Raw genomic sequence first — 17,234 nt, 5'->3', positions numbered from 1 at the left:
GCCGTCCCCCGCCCCCCTCTCAGCCCCGGCGGCGCAGCCCGGCCGTCACCGCGGCGCCCAGCCCTCCGGCCGCGGCGGCCATGAGCATGCGCCCGCGGTTGCGGGAGAGCCAGTCCTGCGGGCTGCGCTGCACGGCCTCGTCGTCGAAGCGGCCGTGCGCACCGTGGTCCCGTCCGTGCGGTCCGTCCGCGGGTGCCCACAGGTTCCCGGGACCGCCGTGCTCGCCCTCTTCCTGCTGCGCCTCGAAGTTGGTGCGGGCGAGGTAGCGGTCCAGCACGCCGGGCGCGACCGCGTTGGCGATCAGCGTGGCCGCCGTGGACCCGCCGACCCAGTACTCCCGCCGCCGCGCGTGGGAGGCCGCGTGGACGACCGCGCGCGCGGCGATCTCCGGCTGGTACACCGGCGCCACCGGCCGGGCCTTGCCGGGCATCCGGTTCAACACCCAGTCGAACTGGGGGGTGTTGACGCCCGGCAGCTGCACCATCGTGGTGCGGACCCCGCTGCCCGAGTGGAGCAGCTCGCACCGCAGCGACTCGTTGAAGCCCTGGATGGCGTGCTTGGCTCCGCAGTAGGCGGACTGCAGGGGAATGCCCCGGTAGGCCAGCGCGGACCCCACCTGCACGATGGTGCCCCGGTCGCGCGGCAGCATGTGGTGCAGGGCGGCCCGGGTGCCGAACACATAGCCCAGGTAGGTCACTTCGGTCACCCGCCGGAACTCGTCCGGGGTGATCTCCGTGAAGGGTGCGAAGACCCCGGTGAAGGCGTTGTTGACCCAGACGTCGATGTGCCCGTAGGCGTCGACGACCTGCTGGGCGGCGTCGTCGACCGCCTTGGGGTCGGCCATGTCGACGCTGACGACGAGCGCCTCACCGCCTGCCCGCTGCACGTCGTCGGCGGCGGCCGCGAGCCCCTCGCGGCCCCGGGCCAGCAGGGCGACACGAGCCCCGCGTTCGGCGAAGGCGCGGGCCGTGGCCCGTCCCACGCCGCCGCTGGCCCCGGTCACCACGACGACCTTGCCGTGCTTCACGCGCGCTTCCTCCCATGGGTCGTGCACCAGGCGTCACGCGCGGTGGTGCGGCTGCTCGGGGTCGGTACCGCCCTGCGTCGGCGCGGCGCCGGGCTCCGGCGTGCCCGTCGCTCCGGGCGCCACCGGCGGCATGGGCGGATACGGCGTCCCGGGGCCGGTCGCCGGGGCGGCCACCGGTGCCGTGCCTGCGGCGGCCTGATCGGGTCCGAGGCCCGCGCCGGCCGTCGGCCGGGCTCCCGCGGGCCTGGCCGCGCCGCGCAGCACATAGGCCACGGCGCCCAGGATGACGGCGGTGATCAGTGCGGCGGCCCAGTCGGGCAGCCCGAGGGCGAGGGCGAGACCCACGGCCAGGGCCAGGGCGGCGCCCGCGTACAGCGCGACGGCGCCGGACGCGGCGTACAGCATGGCCGTGCGGCGCTGCTTGCGCGTCTGTTCGCGCAGTTCGTCCCGTACGGTCTCGCGTGCCACCTGCGCCAGCTCGTCGACCAGATGCTTGTCCAGATGCTCCAGGTGATCCAAGCGCTCCATGGCCGCCGGGTACCCGTACAGGCGTACGCATAACGCTCCGGGCCGCCTGTGCGGCACCGGCGGCCGGGTCGGGAGGATCGCGTGAAACGATCTCCCCGGCCCGGCCGCCCGAACTAGGCTCGTCGCATGGAGATTCTGGGAACCACGCTGCGCGTCTGCGTCGACGACCTGGACAGCGCGGTCGTCTTCTACGAACGGCTCGCGGGCGCCACGGCCCTCCGTTTCGAGCGCGGCGGCGTCCAGGTGGCCGCGGTGGGCTGCTTCCTGCTGATGAGCGGCCCGGAGGCCGAGCTGGAGGTGCTGCGCAAGGTCGCGGCGACCATCGCCGTGAAGGACGTCGACGAGGCCCGCCGGCTCCTCGACGAGCTGGGCGCCCGGATCGTCGCGGGCCCGGTGCCGACTCCGGTGGGCCGCAACCTGATCGCGATGCACCCGGACGGTGTGGTGTACGAGTACGTGGACCGCAACGTCACCTAGGGGTACTCGGCCTCCGGACGCATACGGAAGTCGTAGGGGGCAGGTCGTCGTGGTCCCGTACGTCGATGCGGTGAACCTCGTACGGGAGTCGCAGCGGGGGCAGCGGGTTGTCCGGGCCCAGGGGTGCGGCGGGCAGGGTGATCACGTCTGGCCGGATCGTCGTCACGATCACCATGGAAGCCGCTCGGCTCCGGGTCGGCCAGGGGAGCTGCCGGTCAGGATTGCGCAAAGGCGTCCACGACGATGTCGGTGAGCAGCGCGCCCGCCGTGCCGTCGGGGTCCAGATCGGGGTCGTAGATGGTGATGTTGAGGCCGACGCAGGAGGGGGAGGCGAGCAACGGCCGCAGGAGGGACGTGAGTTCACCGGGCAGGAGGCCGTCCGGGTCGGGGCTGTCCACGGCGGGCATCACGGACGGGTCGAGGCAGTCGGCGTCCAGGTGCACCCAGAAGCCGTCGATCTCCGGGATCGCGAAGGCCTGCGCGGTGGCGCGGGCGAGGGCGTCCGCGCCCCACTCCCGCAGGTCGCCGACGGTCACGACCGGGATCTTCAGGGCGGCGAGTTCGGCGCGCTCCTCCTCGAACACGTCACGGATCCCGAAGAACCGCACGTCCTCGTCCCGCAGATAGGGCTTCAGCCCCTCCAGGTCCGTCAGGTCGTCCTGGCCGCGCCCGGTGGCCAGCGCGACCTCCTCGCCGCCCGCCGCGCCGATCCGGTCGGAGTTGCCGGGGTGCCGGAAGTCGGGTGAGGCGTCGATCGCGGCCAGGCCGTAGCGCCCGACGCGGCGCAGGGCCAGGGAGGCGCCGAGCTGGACGGAGCAGTCGCCGCCGAGGACGACGGGGAAGTCCCCGGCGCGCACGAGGCGTTCGACACGGTCGGCCAGTCTCACGGTGTACGAGGCGATCGCGGCGGCGTTGAAGACGCCGTCGCCCTCCTGCCAGTCCCCGCGGTCGTAGCGCGGGGGCACCACCACCCCGCCCTCCAGCGCCCCCAAGCGCTGCACGATCCGCTGCTCGCGCAGGGCGCCGGCGAGTTTGTAGCAGCCGGGCACGGTACCGGGGGCGGGCGGACGCAGGCCGAGGTTGGAGGGGGCGTCCAGCACGACGATATTCCGCATGCGGATCATCCTCGCCGACGTACCCTCGACCGTCCACGGAGATACACGAGGGAGCGACAGTGAGTGAGCAGCACACCTACCGGGTGATCGTGCGCGGGACCTGGGACGGGCTCACCGAGGAGGCCCGCGCCCGGCTGCTCGCCGAGGCGGCGGACCACGGCATGGCGAGCATGCGGTTCCGCGCGGAGGGCTCGCTGTCGTACGAGCCGGCGCCGCTGAAGCACTTCTCGATGCGGTACGTGGTGGTGTCGGACGCGGCGGACGGCGAGGAGATGGCGGGCGCGATCGCCGAGGACCGCGCGGAGACGGCGCTGCGGGGGCTCGGTTACGGCTTCCGCGATCTGCGGTCGACGGTCACGGACCTCGACACCATGAAGATCAACCGGAAGCCCGCATCTCGGCGGTGATCGCCCACCGCTCGTGGTCCCGCCACTCCCCGTCGATGTGGAGCATCTTCGGGGAGAACCCTTCGAGCCGGAAGCCGCAGCTGCGGGCGAGGGCGAGGGAGGCGGTGTTGCGGGGCTGTGCGTTGATCTCCAGGCGGTGCAGCCCCATCGGCCCGAAGGCGTGCCCGACCACGAGGTCCAGCCCTTCGCGCATCAGGCCGCGTCCGGCGGCGTGCGCGAAGGCTCCGTAGCCGAGGGCCCCGCACCGGAAGCCGCCCTGGACGATGTTGTTGATGTTGATGAACCCGGCGACGGCCCCGTCGCCCCGCTCCCCGTCCTTCTCGCAGACCAGGAACCCCGCCTTGGTCGGATCCTCGATGAGCCGGCCGGCGTACGCGAGGTACGCGCTCTCGCTGTCCGGCGGGAACAGCCACGGCTGGTGCAGTTCCTTGCTCTCCCGGACCCGCGCGGTGAACTCGGCGGCGTCCTCGTAGGTGAAGTGGCGTATGCCCACGCGGGGGCCCTCGGCGAGGTAGCGGGATGCGATGTGCGGCATGCCGCCACCCTACGGCGGCTAGCCTCGGCGCCTCATGGCATACGCCCCGCACAGGGCGCCGATCAGGCCGGTGGCGAGCAGGGCGGTCCACAGGGGCACCGTCACTTCGGGAGCCAGCAGCCGGATCCTCGTCGCCCGGGTGTTCTCGAAGACGAAGATCAGGGCGAGGACGGCGAGCAGCAGGACGGCCAGCCGGGCGGGGGTCGCCGCGCCCTTTGTGCCTGTGGCCGTGCCGCTCTCGGAGGTCTTCGGGCTCATGCGACCAGGGTGAGCCCGCAGCCCGCGACGCGCACGGCGGGCTCCGCCTTCCGGGTGACCGGGCGCGGATGCCGTGCCCGCCGCCCTCGCACCCCGGCGCGGACTAGCGCAGGGCGGGTTCGTCCAGCGTCAACGTGCCCGCCTCGGTGTCGAGTTCGGCCGTCACCCCGAAGGGCATCGTCGCCGCCCCCTCGCCGTGTCCGAACCCGAACTCCTCGGCCACGGGCACCCCGAGACCGCCGAGCCGGTCGGCGAGTACCGCCCGCAGCGCGTCGTACGGCCCGCAGCCCGCCCAGGAGCCGAGGACGATCCCCCGGACGCCGTCCAGCCAGCCGCTGCGCCGGAGATGGGTCAGCATGCGGTCGATCCGGTACGGCTGCTCCCCCACGTCCTCGATGAGCAGCAGCCCGTCCCGCGCGCCGGTGCGGGCGTGCCGGGTGCCGAGGTCGGTGGCGAGCAGGCTGAGGCAGCCGCCCAGGGTGACCCCGCGGGCCCGGCCGGGGACCAGGGTGGTGCCGCGGGAGGTGAGGGTGCGGACGGTCTCCGGGGCGAACAGGGTGGCCCTCAGCTGCTCCTGGGCGACGGCGTTCTTGACGAAGTCGGCTCCGGCGGCGGCCGGCCCGTACAGCGTGACCAGACCGAGGCGGGTGGCGAACGCCTGGTGCAGCGTGGTGACGTCGCTGAAGCCCACGAACACCTTCGGTCCGGCGGCGCGCATCGCGTCCCAGTCGAGCAGGTCGACCATCCGCTGGGCACCGTAACCGCCCCGGGCGCACAGCACCGCGTCGACGGCGGGGTCGCACCAGGCCCGCTGGAGGTCGGCGGCGCGATCGGCGTCGGAGCCGGCGAGGTAGCCCAGCTCGCCGTGCCGGTCGAGGACATGCGGGGCGACCACCGGGTCGAGGTCCCAGCCGCGCAGGAGGTCGAGCCCGGCCTGGAGCCGCTCCTCCACGACGGGTCCGCTCGGCGCGACCACGGCCACCCGGGCGCCGGGAGAGAGTCTGGACGGCCGTACGAGTGCTGTCACTTGGTGAGCTCCAGTGTCGGGACGCCGGGCGGGTTGAGCCCGAAGACCTGGGCGTACAGGGAGAGTTCGGCCTCCAGCGCGCGGATCATGGTGTCGGCGCGGCGGAAGCCGTGGCCCTCGCCCTCGAAGGCGAGGTAGGCGTGCGGCACCCGGCGTCCGGCGATCCTCTCCAGGAACCGCTCGCACTGCGCGGGCGGGCAGATCACGTCGTCGAGGCCCTGGAGCAGCAGGAAGGGCGCGGTGACCCGGTCGGCGTGCTCTGCGGGCGAGCGTTCCACGTACCGTCCGGGGACCTCGGCGAGCGGTCCGACCAGGCTCTCCAGGTACTGGGACTCGAAGTCGTGGGTCTCCCCGGTGCCCCAGCCGGTGAGGTCGAGGATCGGGTAGACGATCGTGGCGCAGGCGTAGACGTCGGTCATGGTGAGCGAGGCGGCCGCGGTCCAGCCGCCCGCGCTGCCGCCCCGGACGGCGAGCCGGTCGCGGTCGGCGGTGCCCTCGTCGGCGAGGGCGAGCGCGACGGCCGCGCAGTCCTCGACGTCGACCACGCCCCACTGCTCGCGCAGCCGGTTGCGGTACTCCCGGCCGTACCCGGTCGAGCCGCCGTAGTTGACCTCGGCGACGCCGATGCCGCGCGAGGTGAAGTAGGCGATCGAGAGGTCGAGCACGAGAGGCGCGTGGCCGGTGGGCCCGCCGTGCGCCCAGACGACGTACGGCGGCAGCTCGTCGCCCGGCGCCCGGTACCCGGGGTGGTGCGGCGGGTAGACGTGGGCGTGGATGTCCCGGCCGTCCGGCCCGGTGAAGACGCGGATCTGGGGCTCGGGATAGTGGACGGGGTCGACCGGGTCGTCGTGCTCGGCGCCGATCACCCGGGCGCGGCCCGTGCGGGTGTCCAGTTCCACGACCTCGTACGCGGTGCGCGGGCTGGCGCCGACGGCGACGACCCGTTCGCCGTGCACCGCGAGGGTGGGCGCGAACTCGGTCCAGGGGCCGGCCGCGTCGACGAGTTCCCCGGTCTCGGGGTCCAGGATGCCGAGCGCGGTCGAGCCGGTGCCGTGCACGACGGCGATGAGTCCGCTGTCCAGCGGGGCGAACCAGCGGTGCCCGAGCTTCCACAGGGCGCCCGCGAACTCCTCCTCGCGCGGACACAGTTGCTCGCCGTCGCGGTAGAGGTTCCACCAGCCGGTGCGGTCGCTCGCGTACAGGAGGCGGCCGTCGGGCGACCAGTCGGCCTGGGCGATGGACTCCTGCGGACCGCCGGCCACCGTGCGGGGTTCCCGCAGCGTGCCCTCGTGGACGTCGGCGACGATCAGTTCCGTGCCGTCCCAGGGCATCCGCGGGTGGTCCCAGGCGAGCCAGGCCGCGCGGGAGCCGTCGGGCGAGAGGCGGGGCCCGGTGACGAACCGGTGGCGGTCGTCGGTGAGTTCACGCACCGCGTCCCGGTCCTGCGCGGCCGAGCCGTCCAGCGGTACGGCGGCCAGGACCCGGCGGACGTCGGTGGGCCCGTCGCCGGTGAACTCCTCCAGGACGCACCACACTTCACCGAGGTCGAGCCTCAACTGCGGCTCCGCCCAGCGCAGTCCACCGCCCACCGGGGAGACCGGGGTGAGCGGACGCGGCTCGCTCCCGGGCTCGTACCGGTACAGCCGCTGGTCGGCGAAGTGCACGAACACCACGAGCGGTGCGCCGGCCGTCACCGCACCGGCCCAGGGCCGGCCGCCGTACTCGATGACCCGGCTGCGCACGTTCCACGGCGCGGGCAGCACCGGTTCCTCCCGGCCGTCGGCGTGTCTGCGCACCAGGGTGCGGCGGCCGCCCTCGGCGGGCCGGGGTTCGGTCCACCACACCTCGTCCCCGACGAAGCCCAGCCATTCGGGGTGCCCGTCGTGCGCGGCGGCGAGTGCCGCGTCGATGGGCGAGGGCCAGGAACCGTATGGCGACGTCTGCACGTTCTCCCCCACTCGCTCAGGCCGTTCGCAGGAAGCGGTCGAGTACCCGTACGCCGAAGTGCAGTGCCTCCACGGGGACGCGCTCGTCGACCCCGTGGAAGAGGGCCTGGTAGTCGAAGCCCTCCGGGAGCTTCAGCGGCGCGAACCCGTACCCGGTGATGCCGAGCCGGGAGAACTGCTTGGCGTCCGTGCCGCCGGACATGCAGTACGGCACCACGTACCCCTCGGGGGCGAACTCCTCGACCGCGGCCCGCATCCGGGCGTACGTCGGCGAGTCGACCGGCGCCTGGAGGGCGACCTCGCGGTGGCTGTACTCCCAGTCCACGTCGGGGCCGGTGAGCAGGTCCAGGGTCGTACGGAACTCGTCCTCGCCGCCGGGCAGATAGCGGCCGTCGACGTAGGCCACGGCCTCCCCCGGGATGACGTTGAGCTTGTAACCGGCCTCCAGCATGGTCGGGTTGGCGCTGTTGCGCACGGTCGCCTCGACCAGCTTGGCCGCCGGGCCCAGCTTCTCCAGCAGTCCGTCCACGTCGGTCAGGTCGGTCTCGATGCCGTAGAGCGCGGCGAGTTCGCCGAGGGCCGCGCGGACGGTCGGGGTGAGCCTGAGCGGCCACTCGTGCTCACCGATGCGGGTCACGGCGGCGGCGAGCCGGGTGACCGCGTTCTCCTTGTTGACCTTGGAACCGTGCCCGGCGCGGCCGCGCGCGGTGAGCTTGAGCCAGCCGGTGCCGCGCTCCCCCGCCGCGATCGGGTAGATCTGCCGCCCGGCGCCGTCGTGGAAGGTGAACGCCCCCGATTCGCTGACCCCCTCCGTGCAGCCCTCGAAGAGCTCGGGGTGCTCGTCGGCCAGGAATCCGGAGCCGTCCTCGGCGCTGGCCTCCTCGTCGGCGGTGAACGCGACCACGAGGTCCCGCCGGGGCCGTACGCCCAGCCGGGCCCAGGACCGGACGACGGCCAGGATCATCGCGTCCATGTTCTTCATGTCGACCGCGCCGCGGCCCCAGACGACCCCGTCGCGGATCTCCCCGGAGAAGGGGTGCACGCTCCAGTCGGCGGCCTCGGCGGGCACCACGTCCAGATGACCGTGCACGAGCAGCGCGTCCGCCGACGGGTCGGTGCCCTCGATGCGGGCGACGACGTTGGTACGGCCCTTGGTGCGCTCCAGCATCAGGGGCTCCAGGCCCGCCCCGGCCAGCTGTTCGGCCGCGTACTCGGCGGCGGGGCGCTCCTGGCAGTCGCCGCCGCCGCGGTTGGTGGTGTCGAGGCGGATGAGGTCGGAGGTGAACCGGACGACCTCGTCCAGTGCCTGCTGGTCAGCCATACTGCTCCTCCACGGCGGCCGAGACGATGGTGGTGACCGCCTTGAAGGTACGGATGCCCGCGTACATGGTCCCGCTCGTGTACGCCACCTTCCGCGCCCCGATCCGCTCGACGCCCGGCACCACGGTGGCGGCCATGGCGAGGTGCTCGGCGTCGAACTCGACGGCGATCGTGAACGGGCCCGCCTGCACCGGTTCCTGACGGGCCGCCAGCTGTGCGGCCTCCTTCGCGGCGGCCCGGATGTCGGCGGCGGTGCGGGCCGGGGTGCGGCAGACGGCCGCGTACCGCGAGACATGGTCCTTGACGGCGACCTTCAGCGCCCCGGGTGCGTACCCGAGGGCGTCCTCGCAGGCCACGTCGTCCCCGGTGACCAGCACGACGGGGACGCCGTACTCCGCGACCACGTGCGCGTTGAGGTGTCCCTCGCTGGCGGGGACGTCGTTCAGCCACACCCCGGTGATGGAGTTGGCGAGGTAGGTGTGGGCGAGGACGCCCTCCTGGCCCGCGCCCGCGTGGTAGCCGACGAACGCGATGCCGTCGACGTCGCCGTGCTGCACGCCCTCGACCATGGACAGCGACTTGTGCCGGCCGGTGAGCATCTGCGCGCGCTCGTCGAGCCGCTCCAGGAGCAGATTGCGCATGGTCCAGTGGGCCTCGTTGACGAGCACCTCGTCGGCGCCCCCGTCGAAGAAGCCCAGCACGGCGGCGTTCACGTCCGAGGTGAACATCGACCGGCACCGCTCCCACTGCGGGGTGCCCGGCAGCACGTCGGCCGGCCAGGTCACGCCGGTGGCGCCCTCCATGTCGGCGCTGATCAGGATCTTCATGGTGCGCCACGTTACGCGCCGCGGAGGTTTACGTCGCCCACGAGGGGTGAGGCGAGCCGAATGCCGCTCACCCCCGCCGCACGGGCAACTCCTGGAAGACGCGTATTCTCCCTCGCGGGTTCCACAGGAGACGGACAGGGAGAAGCGTGAGCGACACCGCACAGCCCGTACAGCCGGCACGACGGACGGCGGCGACCGCCGCTCCGGGGAACCCGCCCGGACGCCCCGAGCAGCGCGACGCGTTCTTCGACAACGCCAAGTACCTGGCGATCGTGCTGGTCGCGATGGGGCACGCCTGGGAGCCGCTGCGCTCCGACAGCCGTGCCGTCACCGCGCTGTACACGATCGTCTACGCCTTCCACATGCCCGCGTTCATCATCATCTCGGGCTATTTCTCCCGCTCGTTCGACGCGAGCCCGGCGAAGGTCAAACGGCTGGTCACCGGAGTCGTCGTCCCTTACGTCGTGTTCGAGACGGCATACACCCTTTTCACCCGGTGGTCGGACGGCGTCCCCGACCGCCCGGTCACTCTCCTGAACCCGCTGTACCTGACCTGGTTCCTGGCCGCCCTGTTCATCTGGCGGCTGACCACGCCGATCTGGCGCAGCCTGCGGTGGCCGCTGCCGATCGCCCTCGCGGTCGCCGCGCTCGCCACGCTCAGCCCGTCCATCGGCGACGACCTCGACCTCCAGCGCGTCCTGCAGTTCCTGCCGTACTTCGTGCTCGGCCTGTGTCTGCGCCCGGCGCACTTCTCGCTGGTGCGCCAGTGGCGGGTACGGCTGCTCGCGGTCCCGGTGTTCGCGGGTGCGGTGGTGTTCTCGTACTGGGCGGTCCCGCGCATGGACTACGCGTGGTTCTTCCACCGCGACGCCGCCGAGCACTTCGGGGTGCCCGCCTGGTACGGCCCGCTGATGACCCTGGCCCTCTTCGGCTGCTCGCTCGTCCTGGTCGCCTGCTTCCTGTCCTGGGTGCCGGGGCGCCGGACGTGGTTCACCACCCTGGGCGCCGGCACGCTCTACGGCTATCTGCTGCACGGTTTCGTCGTCCAGGCCGGGAAGCACGTCGACTGGGCCGGCCACCGCTGGCCGCACACCCCGCTCGGCGAGATCGCCGCCACGCTGGTCGCCGGGGCGGTGGTGACCGTGCTGTGCACCGCCCCCGTGCGGCGGGTCTTCCGGTGTGTGATGGAGCCGCGGATGGAATGGGCGTTCCGGAAGACCTCGCCCGCGACCGGCGCGCTGCCGGCTCAGGTACGCCGATAGGGCGCGTGCACCACCGGGCGGTCAGGCGGCGCGTCCCACCACCCACCACTTCGACGGCAGCTCGATCCGGGTGCCGTCGGGGCGGTACTCGGTGGTGATGAGCGGCAGTTCACCGCTCGCGACGATCGTCAGGCCGGCCGCCCCGAGGTACACGGGCACCGCCTCGTCGGCGACCTCGCCGGGCGCGATGCCGTGCCGGAAGACGGGGGCCAGCTTCGCGGGCGGCCCGTCGGGGCTCTGCGCCAGGCCCACCAGGACCGATTTGGCGGCCTCGGACAGCTCGACGAGGAAGGCCCGGCCGCGCTCCCCGACCAGCGTGGCGATCCCGTCGACCAGCTGCTGCCGGTCCTCGGGCGCGGCCTGGTGCAGTACGCCCCGCATGTAGACATTGGCGTCCCCGAGCTCGGCGTGCAGGTTCTCCGGCTCGCTCTTGTCGCAGGCGTCCAGCAGTCGGTACGTCGCCTGCCCGTCGGGGTCCGCGTCGCGCGCCCGGTCGAGGGCGGCGGCGGACAGGTCGACGCCGACGACCTGGGTGAAGTGGGCGGCGAGGAAACGGCTCTGGGTGCCGTTCCCGCAGCCCAGGTCCACCAGGGGCAGCCCGGGATCGACGAGGAGCGGTTCGAAGTGGGCGAGGTGGACTCCGGCGGTCAACACAGGTTCCGCGTCCCAGAACACGGCCCCCTGCCGCCCCGGGGCCTCCCGCCAGAAGCCCTCCCAGGACTCGCGGTACCGACCAGTCACGCCCATGCCCAACTCCCCAGGATGCGCCACAAACCCGCCACATTTGACGGGCCAGTACGGTGTATCGCGCCGGGGTCACGCGGACAAGCGCACGGCGCATTCCTTCACTGCCAGTTCGACAAACACACGCCCCCGCGGGGACCGGTCAGCGGCGCGGCAGGGTCAGTTCGAACCAGACGGTCTTCCCGGACTTGGTGCGGCTGGCGCCCCACTCCCTGGCCAGCGTGCTGACCACCCTGAGCCCCCGCCCCTGCTCGTCGGTGGGCCCGGCGCTCAGCAGGTTCGGCAGGTCATGGTCGTCGTCGTCCACCTCGCACAGCAGGGTGTCCTCCCGGACGAGCCGCAGTTCGACGGGCCGGCTGTGGGAGTGCCGCAGGGCGTTGGTGACGAGTTCGCTCACCATCAGCTCCGCGCCGTCGGCCAGCCTGGCCAGCCCCCAGTCGTGCAGCTGCTCCCGCACCACCGCCCGGGCCCGTCCCACCTCGGCCGGATCGAGGGAGATCCGCCACTCGGCGACGTCGTCCGGTGCGATGCCGTTGAGCCGGGCCATGAGCAGCGCCACGTCGTCCTTGCGTCCACCCCGCGGGTTGAGCGCCCGGATGATGGCGTCGCAGGCGTCGTCCATGGAGGCGGCCGGATGGGCGGCGGACTCGGTGAGCGTCGCCAGGCCCACCCCGATGTCCTCGCCGCGCACCTCCACAAGCCCGTCCGTGCACATCAGCAGCCGGTCCCCGGGCTCCACCCGCACCCGGACCGCCTCGAAGGGCACCCCGCCCACGCCGATGGGCGCTCCGGTGGGCAGGTCGAGCAGCTCGCTGCGCCCGTCCGCGGCCCGCACGATCACCGGCGGGATGTGTCCCGCGTTGGCGAGGTGCAGCTCGCTCGCGATCGGGTCGTAGACGGCGTAGAGGCAGGTCGCGAGGTAGGTGTCGCCGAGCCGCTGGGCGAGGTCGTCGAGGTTGCGCAGCAGCTGGGCCGGTGGCAGGTCGAGCGCCGCCATGGTCTGTACCGCCGTGCGCAACTGGCCCATCATGGCGGCCGAGTTGAGCCCGTGTCCCATGACGTCCCCGACGACCAGGGCGGTCCGTGCGCCGGGCAGTTTCACCGAGTCGAACCAGTCGCCGCCGACCCGGCCGAGGAGCGTGCCCGGCAGATAGCGGGTGGCGATGTCGCAGCCCGCCATGCGCGCCGGGATGTGCGGCAGCATGCTGTCCTGGAGCGTCTCGGCGACGGACTCCTGGAAGGTGTACATGCGCGCGTTGTCGAGCACGAGGCCCGCGCGGGCGGCGAGTTCGGCGCCGGTGACCCGGTCCATGTCGTTGAACTCGACGCGCTCGGGGTGCCGCAGCAGGATCATGAACCCGAGGACCACGTTGCGGGCCTTCAGGGGTACGACGAGCATGGAGCGGCCGGTGATCAGCGGCCTGATGTCCCGCTTCTCGAACTGCGAGGCGATCGCGTGCCCCATCTGTTCGCTGATGCGCGGCACGAGGACGGGCTCGCCGCTGGTCATGCACTGGAAGAACGGGGTGTGCGCGGGGAACGGCATGGCCTCGCCGACCGGCACCACGTCGTCCCAGCGGCCCGGTTCGTCGGTGTGCTCCAGGGCCACCCGGTGCCACATGGTGGTGGTGTCCGGCACGCCGTCGGGGAACCCCTCGCCGGCGACGACCTGTTCGCGCAGATAGGTGCCGGCCACGTCGGTGAAGCGGGGCACGACGGCTTTGCTGACCTCGACGATGGTGCGGGACAGGTCGAGGGAGGTGCCGATCTTCCCGCTGACCTCGTTGAGGAACTCCAGCCGCTCGCGCACGGCGACGTACTCGAGGTCCTCGCCCTCGTCCGGTTCGTCCTGCGGCAGCGGCAGGCCGGCCGCGACCGCCCGGGCCGCCCGCTCCCGGCGGGCCCTGCGCTCGGCGCGCCGGGGCACGCCCCAGTCGGGGGTGACGGGCACCCGGTCGTTCTGGCTGAACTCCAGGACCGGATAGCCCAGTTCGAGGACCTGCGCGACGATGCGGGCGCTTTCGCCGACGCTCATGCTGGGCAGGATCTCGGGGAGCCGGCGGGCGAGTTCCTCGGCGCCGGGGAAGTCGGTGTGCAGGGCGAAGGCGGGCGCGATCCGCTCGACGGCCGTACCGCCCTCGTCCAGGTCGAGGTCCCGCTGGAGTCCGCGGGCGTCGGCGGCCAGCACCAGCAGGCGCTCCCGGCCGGGACCCACCAGCGGGTAGGCCCACCACAGGACGTCGACGCGGTCCGCGCCGGGCACGGTGAGGCGGGCGCGGCCTGCGGCCGGGTAGGAGAGACCGCCGTCGAGGGAGGACTCGAGGTCGGGTCCGAGTCCGTCGTAGACCGCGTGGACGCCGTAGGCCGGGGTGTGCGCCTCGTCGGGGAGGGCTCCGGAGACGGGCAGCAGGTCGGCGGCGGAGCGGCCGATGGCCTCCTCCTTGCCGGCGCCGAACAGCCGGCTCGCGCCCCGGCTCCAGTGCGAGACCAGGCCGTCGCGGTCCACGACCACCACGGCCAGCGGGACCCGGCCGGCCGCGGCGTGTCCGTCCGCCGCGCCATCGCCGGCTCCGCGGCTGGGAGGTGTGCCCCTCTCGGTGCCACGGTCCATGGCCCAGGCCCTCTCTCCGCAAGATCTGTGCCGCCTGCTCCACCGTACGGCGCCGGGCCGTCACGGTGTGCGGCAATGCGGGAATTGGCCCGGCCCCGGTCGCCCCGGCGCGCGCCCCCGCGCTGATGCCCCGTCAGTCCTCGTGCCCGAGCCGCAGCTCGCGCTCCGTGCGGCCGCCCCCGGCCACCTGGAGCACGGTGGCCACCGGCGGGTAACCGGTGGCGATGACGGTGTACTCGCCACCGGTCAGGTCGGCGAAGCGGAAGGAGCCGTCGGGGCCGGTCGTGAGGGTGTCCACGACGTTTCCGGCGACGTCCAGGAGGGTCACGCGCGCGTCCTCGACGGATCGTCCGCGCCCGCCCCGCACGGTGCCGTGCAGCACCGCACCGCCCGCTAGTTCGACGTCCTGGCGGGTCTGCCGGCCGGCCCGGACGGTGACGGGAAGCGCGGCGGGGCGGAACGCGGGTGCGCCGGCGGCGAGGGTGTACTCCCCCGCGATCAGCTCGGTGACGGCGTAGGAACCGTCCTGTCCACTGCGGACGGTGGCCACGACCTCGCCGTGGGCGTCGGTGAGGGTGACGGTGGCGTCCGGTACGGGTGTGCCGTCGGTGAGCACCCGGCCGGTGAGCCGTCCGGCGCCGCCGAGGACGAGGTCGAGTTCGACGGGGTGCCCGTCGAGCGTCACGGAGACGGCCTGCGGCTGGTGGCCGCTCGCGGCGGCGATGAGGACGTACGACCCCGGTCCGGGCGCCGGCAGCGCGAACCTGCCGTCCGCGCCGCCGGCCTCGCGGCCGATCTGCGCTCCGGCCACGTCGATGAGGGTGAGGGCGGCCCCGGGCACGACGGTCCCGTCGGAGTGCCGCACCGTGCCGCGCACGGGGGCCGTGGAGGGATGCGGTGAGCGCGCCTGCGGGACGGCGGGGGTCTCCGTGTCGGTGTGGGGGGACACCAGCGGTTTCTCCTTGAGGAAGAAGGCGATGAGCAGGCCGAGGACGAGCACCGGCACGAGGTACAGGAAGATCCTCGGCATGGCGTCGGCATAGGCCCGGATGTAGCCGTCGCGCAGCGCCGGGGGCAGGGCGTGCACGAGCTGCGGGGTGAGGGACTCGGGGTCGGGCAGCCCCTGTGCGTCGGGGAGCCGCTGTTCGAGCGAGTCGGCGAGCCGGTCGGCGAAGAGGGTGCCGAAGACCGCCGCACCGACGCTGCCGCCGATCTGCCGGAAGTAGTTGTTGGCACTGGTGGCGGTGCCGAGGTCAGCGGGGCGGACGGAGTTCTGCACGGCGAGGATCAGCACCGGCATCACCATGCCGATCCCGGCGCCGAGGACGGCCATCCAGATGCTGTAGTGCAGCCTGGGGGTGTCGGCCTCCAGCCGGGACAGCAGCCACATGCCGATCACGGAGAGGGCGCTGCCGAGGACGGGCCAGATCCGGTAGCGGCCGGTGTGGCTGATGAGCTGTCCGCTGACGACGGACGCGCCGACGATCCCGGCCATCATGGGCAGCATCAGCAGGCCGGACTCGGTGGCGCTCGCGCCGTCGACCATCTGGAGGAAGGTGGGCAGATAGCTGGCGGCCCCGAAGAGCGCGACGCCGGTCACCAGGCCCACCAGACCGGTGACGTTGAAGACGGAGTCCCTGAACAGCCGCAGCGGGATGAGGGGTTCGGCGGCGAAGTGCTCGGCGACCAGGAAGAGGACTGTGGCGGCCACCGCTCCGGCCGCGAGGCCGAGGATCGTCCGTGAGTCCCAGGCGTACGTGGTGCCTCCCCAACTGGTCAGCAGCACCAGGCAGGTCGAGGCGGCGGCGAGCAGCAGTGCGCCGAGGAGGTCGAGCCGGGCCCTGACCGGCGGTTTCGGGAGCTTGAGCACGACGGAGACGACGGCCAGGGTCAGCAGGCCGAAGGGCACGTTGACGTAGAAGCACCACCGCCAGGAGAGGTGGTCGGTGAACCAGCCGCCGAGCAGGGGGCCCGCGACGGAGGCGAGTCCGAAGGCGGCGCCGATCAGGCCCATGAAGCGGCCGCGCCGCCGGGGCGGCACGATGTCGGCGATGATCGCCTGCACACCGATCATGAGGCCGCCGGCGCCGACGCCCTGCACCGCGCGGAAGGCGATCAACTGGTCCATGGTCGCGGCCCGTCCGGCGAGCGCGGAGCCGGCCACGAAGACGACGATCGCGAACTGGAAGACGCCCTTGCGGCCGAGCAGGTCGCCGAGCTTGCCGTAGACCGGCAGTCCGATCGTGGCGGTGAGCAGGTAGGCGGTGATCGCCCAGGACATCCGGTCCAGGCCGTGCAGCTCACCGACGATCCTGGGGAGCGCGGTGGCGACGATCATCTGCTCCAGCGCAGCGAGGAGCAGCGCGAGCATCAGCCCGAAGAAGATCAACCGCACCCGGCGCGGGCCGAGTTCGACGGCCGGTGCGGGGGGCTGCGGTGGCGTTTCGACCCGTTCCTCGTGCGTCGCAGTCGTCACGCCCATGTCCCGCTCCCCTCGTCGCGCCTGCCCCGCATTTCCCGCATAAGGCGACAACTACGAGCAAGCGCGACGAGTTACGGCAGGCCGGGGGGCCGGACGGAGATCCACTCGATCCGGTGACCGGGATCAACGTCCGCCGGGTGCCGGGGACTTACTTCTCGACCTCGGCGGCGAGCCGGTCCAGGAGGGAGTCGTAGATCCGGCCGAGGCCCTTGGGGGCGAAGGTCCTCTCGAAGAAGCCGCCGATGCCGCCCGCGCCCTGCCAGACGGTGGTCACGACGACGCGGGACTTGCCCTCGCCGGCCGGGGTGACCCGCCAGGTGGTGACCATGGAGGAGTTGCGGTCCTTCTCGACGAGCTCGCCGTCGGTGGGCTCGGTGACCTCCAGGAGGCAGTCGCGGATCCGCTTGCTGGTGGCCTGGAGCTTCCAGTGGACGAGGGTGCCCTCGCCGTCGCCGCCCTCGCGCACCTCGTACTCGCTGAACTGCTCGGGCAGCACCCGCGAGCGCGTGCCGCTGTAGTCGGCGACGGCGTCGAACACCTTCTCCGCGTCCGCCGCGACGATCCGCTCCGTAGTGGCCTCGACCTGCGCCATCGACTTCCTCCAGGACTTCAAGTTCTCGGGCTTGGAGCAAGCCAACCACCCCCGCCCACGGCCGCCCAAATCGGGG

At 72.9% G+C, this 17,234-nt stretch carries 16 protein-coding genes; 3 read left to right on the top strand and 13 right to left on the bottom strand.

Features of this window, described 5'->3' with window-relative positions; all coding sequences use genetic code 11:
- Positions 1-19 precede the first annotated feature (19 nt).
- Positions 20-1,027: an SDR family oxidoreductase gene (locus tag M2163_RS37745; protein ID WP_280896229.1), complete on the bottom strand. Its 1,008-nt coding sequence runs from the start codon at positions 1,025-1,027 to the stop codon at positions 20-22.
- A gap of 33 nt (positions 1,028-1,060) precedes the next feature.
- Positions 1,061-1,555: a phage holin family protein gene (locus M2163_RS37740; RefSeq protein WP_280848427.1), complete on the bottom strand. Its 495-nt coding sequence runs from the start codon at positions 1,553-1,555 to the stop codon at positions 1,061-1,063.
- Between the two features lie 126 nt (positions 1,556-1,681).
- Here M2163_RS37740 and M2163_RS37735 point away from each other — a divergent pair, with 126 nt between their 5' ends.
- Positions 1,682-2,032: a VOC family protein gene (locus M2163_RS37735; protein WP_141207716.1), complete on the top strand. Its 351-nt coding sequence runs from the start codon at positions 1,682-1,684 to the stop codon at positions 2,030-2,032.
- Positions 2,033-2,247: 215 nt separating this feature from the next.
- On the opposite strand, the gene M2163_RS37730 is transcribed toward M2163_RS37735, so the two are convergent.
- Entirely contained in the window at positions 2,248-3,147 is a 900-nt protein-coding gene (locus M2163_RS37730) for an arginase family protein (RefSeq protein WP_280848428.1), read from the bottom strand.
- Between the two features lie 59 nt (positions 3,148-3,206).
- Between M2163_RS37730 and M2163_RS37725 the strand changes: the two genes are divergently transcribed.
- Complete coding sequence (locus M2163_RS37725) at positions 3,207-3,554, top strand: DUF6204 family protein (protein ID WP_280848429.1); 348 nt, start codon at positions 3,207-3,209, stop codon at positions 3,552-3,554.
- Here the strand turns inward: M2163_RS37725 and M2163_RS37720 are convergent.
- The 6 genes from M2163_RS37720 to M2163_RS37695 form a co-directional block, all read right to left on the bottom strand.
- Positions 3,526-4,089, bottom strand: coding sequence for a GNAT family protein (locus tag M2163_RS37720; protein ID WP_280848430.1), 564 nt, complete (start codon positions 4,087-4,089; stop codon positions 3,526-3,528). The two genes, M2163_RS37725 and M2163_RS37720, sit on opposite strands and share 29 nt — an antisense overlap.
- An 18-nt stretch (positions 4,090-4,107) precedes the next feature.
- Positions 4,108-4,347, bottom strand: a complete 240-nt coding sequence (locus M2163_RS37715) for a hypothetical protein (RefSeq protein WP_280896228.1) — start codon at positions 4,345-4,347, stop codon at positions 4,108-4,110.
- A 103-nt stretch (positions 4,348-4,450) separates the two neighbouring features.
- The gene (locus M2163_RS37710; RefSeq protein WP_280848432.1) at positions 4,451-5,374 is read right to left on the bottom strand and encodes an LD-carboxypeptidase; all 924 of its coding nucleotides are present in this window, start codon (positions 5,372-5,374) and stop codon (positions 4,451-4,453) included.
- Positions 5,371-7,320 carry an LpqB family beta-propeller domain-containing protein gene (locus M2163_RS37705; RefSeq protein ID WP_280896227.1) on the bottom strand — a complete coding sequence of 650 codons (1,950 nt, stop codon included), beginning with the start codon at positions 7,318-7,320 and terminating at the stop codon, positions 5,371-5,373. Before M2163_RS37705 ends, M2163_RS37710 begins: the two co-directional genes overlap by 4 nt.
- 16 nt (positions 7,321-7,336) lie before the next feature.
- A complete protein-coding gene (locus tag M2163_RS37700) occupies positions 7,337-8,641 on the bottom strand; it encodes a M20/M25/M40 family metallo-hydrolase (RefSeq protein WP_280896226.1) in 1,305 nt (434 codons plus the stop codon).
- Positions 8,634-9,467, bottom strand: coding sequence for a M55 family metallopeptidase (locus M2163_RS37695; RefSeq protein WP_280848435.1), 834 nt, complete (start codon positions 9,465-9,467; stop codon positions 8,634-8,636). Before M2163_RS37695 ends, M2163_RS37700 begins: the two co-directional genes overlap by 8 nt.
- A gap of 146 nt (positions 9,468-9,613) precedes the next feature.
- Here M2163_RS37695 and M2163_RS37690 point away from each other — a divergent pair, with 146 nt between their 5' ends.
- Positions 9,614-10,729, top strand: coding sequence for an acyltransferase family protein (locus tag M2163_RS37690; RefSeq protein WP_280848436.1), 1,116 nt, complete (start codon positions 9,614-9,616; stop codon positions 10,727-10,729).
- A 21-nt stretch (positions 10,730-10,750) separates the two neighbouring features.
- Here M2163_RS37690 and M2163_RS37685 read toward each other — a convergent pair whose 3' ends face one another.
- From M2163_RS37685 to M2163_RS37670, 4 genes are all read right to left on the bottom strand, one after another.
- Positions 10,751-11,476 (bottom strand): class I SAM-dependent methyltransferase, encoded by a 726-nt coding sequence (locus M2163_RS37685; RefSeq protein WP_280848437.1) that lies wholly within the window; start codon positions 11,474-11,476, stop codon positions 10,751-10,753.
- A gap of 139 nt (positions 11,477-11,615) precedes the next feature.
- A complete protein-coding gene (locus tag M2163_RS37680; protein WP_280896225.1) occupies positions 11,616-14,084 on the bottom strand; it encodes a SpoIIE family protein phosphatase in 2,469 nt (822 codons plus the stop codon).
- 133 nt (positions 14,085-14,217) lie between these two features.
- On the bottom strand, positions 14,218-16,566 hold the full coding sequence (locus M2163_RS37675) for an MFS transporter (protein ID WP_280896224.1): 2,349 nt from the start codon (positions 16,564-16,566) through the stop codon (positions 14,218-14,220).
- A gap of 148 nt (positions 16,567-16,714) precedes the next feature.
- Entirely contained in the window at positions 16,715-17,158 is a 444-nt protein-coding gene (locus M2163_RS37670) for an SRPBCC family protein (protein WP_280848439.1), read from the bottom strand.
- Between the last annotated feature and the right edge of the window lie 76 nt (positions 17,159-17,234).

Origin of the sequence: Streptomyces sp. SAI-135 (assembly GCF_029893805.1) — a bacterium.
Taxonomy (GTDB): domain Bacteria; phylum Actinomycetota; class Actinomycetes; order Streptomycetales; family Streptomycetaceae; genus Streptomyces.
Note: the sequence above shows the minus strand (reverse complement) of the source record. Positions and strands in the feature narration are given on the sequence as shown.

Bases quoted from the DNA above. Each gene is read 5' to 3' on its own strand.
- M2163_RS37740 (WP_280848427.1), bottom strand. From the start codon at position 1,555: ATGGAGCGCTTGGATCACCTGGAGCATCTGGACAAGCATCTGGTCGAC.
- M2163_RS37735 (WP_141207716.1), top strand. From the start codon at position 1,682: ATGGAGATTCTGGGAACCACGCTGCGCGTCTGCGTCGACGACCTGGAC.
- M2163_RS37730 (WP_280848428.1), bottom strand. From the start codon at position 3,147: ATGCGGAATATCGTCGTGCTGGACGCCCCCTCCAACCTCGGCCTGCGT.
- M2163_RS37720 (WP_280848430.1), bottom strand. From the start codon at position 4,089: ATGCCGCACATCGCATCCCGCTACCTCGCCGAGGGCCCCCGCGTGGGC.
- M2163_RS37715 (WP_280896228.1), bottom strand. From the start codon at position 4,347: ATGAGCCCGAAGACCTCCGAGAGCGGCACGGCCACAGGCACAAAGGGC.
- M2163_RS37700 (WP_280896226.1), bottom strand. From the start codon at position 8,641: ATGGCTGACCAGCAGGCACTGGACGAGGTCGTCCGGTTCACCTCCGAC.
- M2163_RS37695 (WP_280848435.1), bottom strand. From the start codon at position 9,467: ATGAAGATCCTGATCAGCGCCGACATGGAGGGCGCCACCGGCGTGACC.
- M2163_RS37685 (WP_280848437.1), bottom strand. From the start codon at position 11,476: ATGGGCGTGACTGGTCGGTACCGCGAGTCCTGGGAGGGCTTCTGGCGG.
- M2163_RS37680 (WP_280896225.1), bottom strand. From the start codon at position 14,084: ATGGACCGTGGCACCGAGAGGGGCACACCTCCCAGCCGCGGAGCCGGC.
- M2163_RS37675 (WP_280896224.1), bottom strand. From the start codon at position 16,566: ATGGGCGTGACGACTGCGACGCACGAGGAACGGGTCGAAACGCCACCG.
- M2163_RS37670 (WP_280848439.1), bottom strand. From the start codon at position 17,158: ATGGCGCAGGTCGAGGCCACTACGGAGCGGATCGTCGCGGCGGACGCG.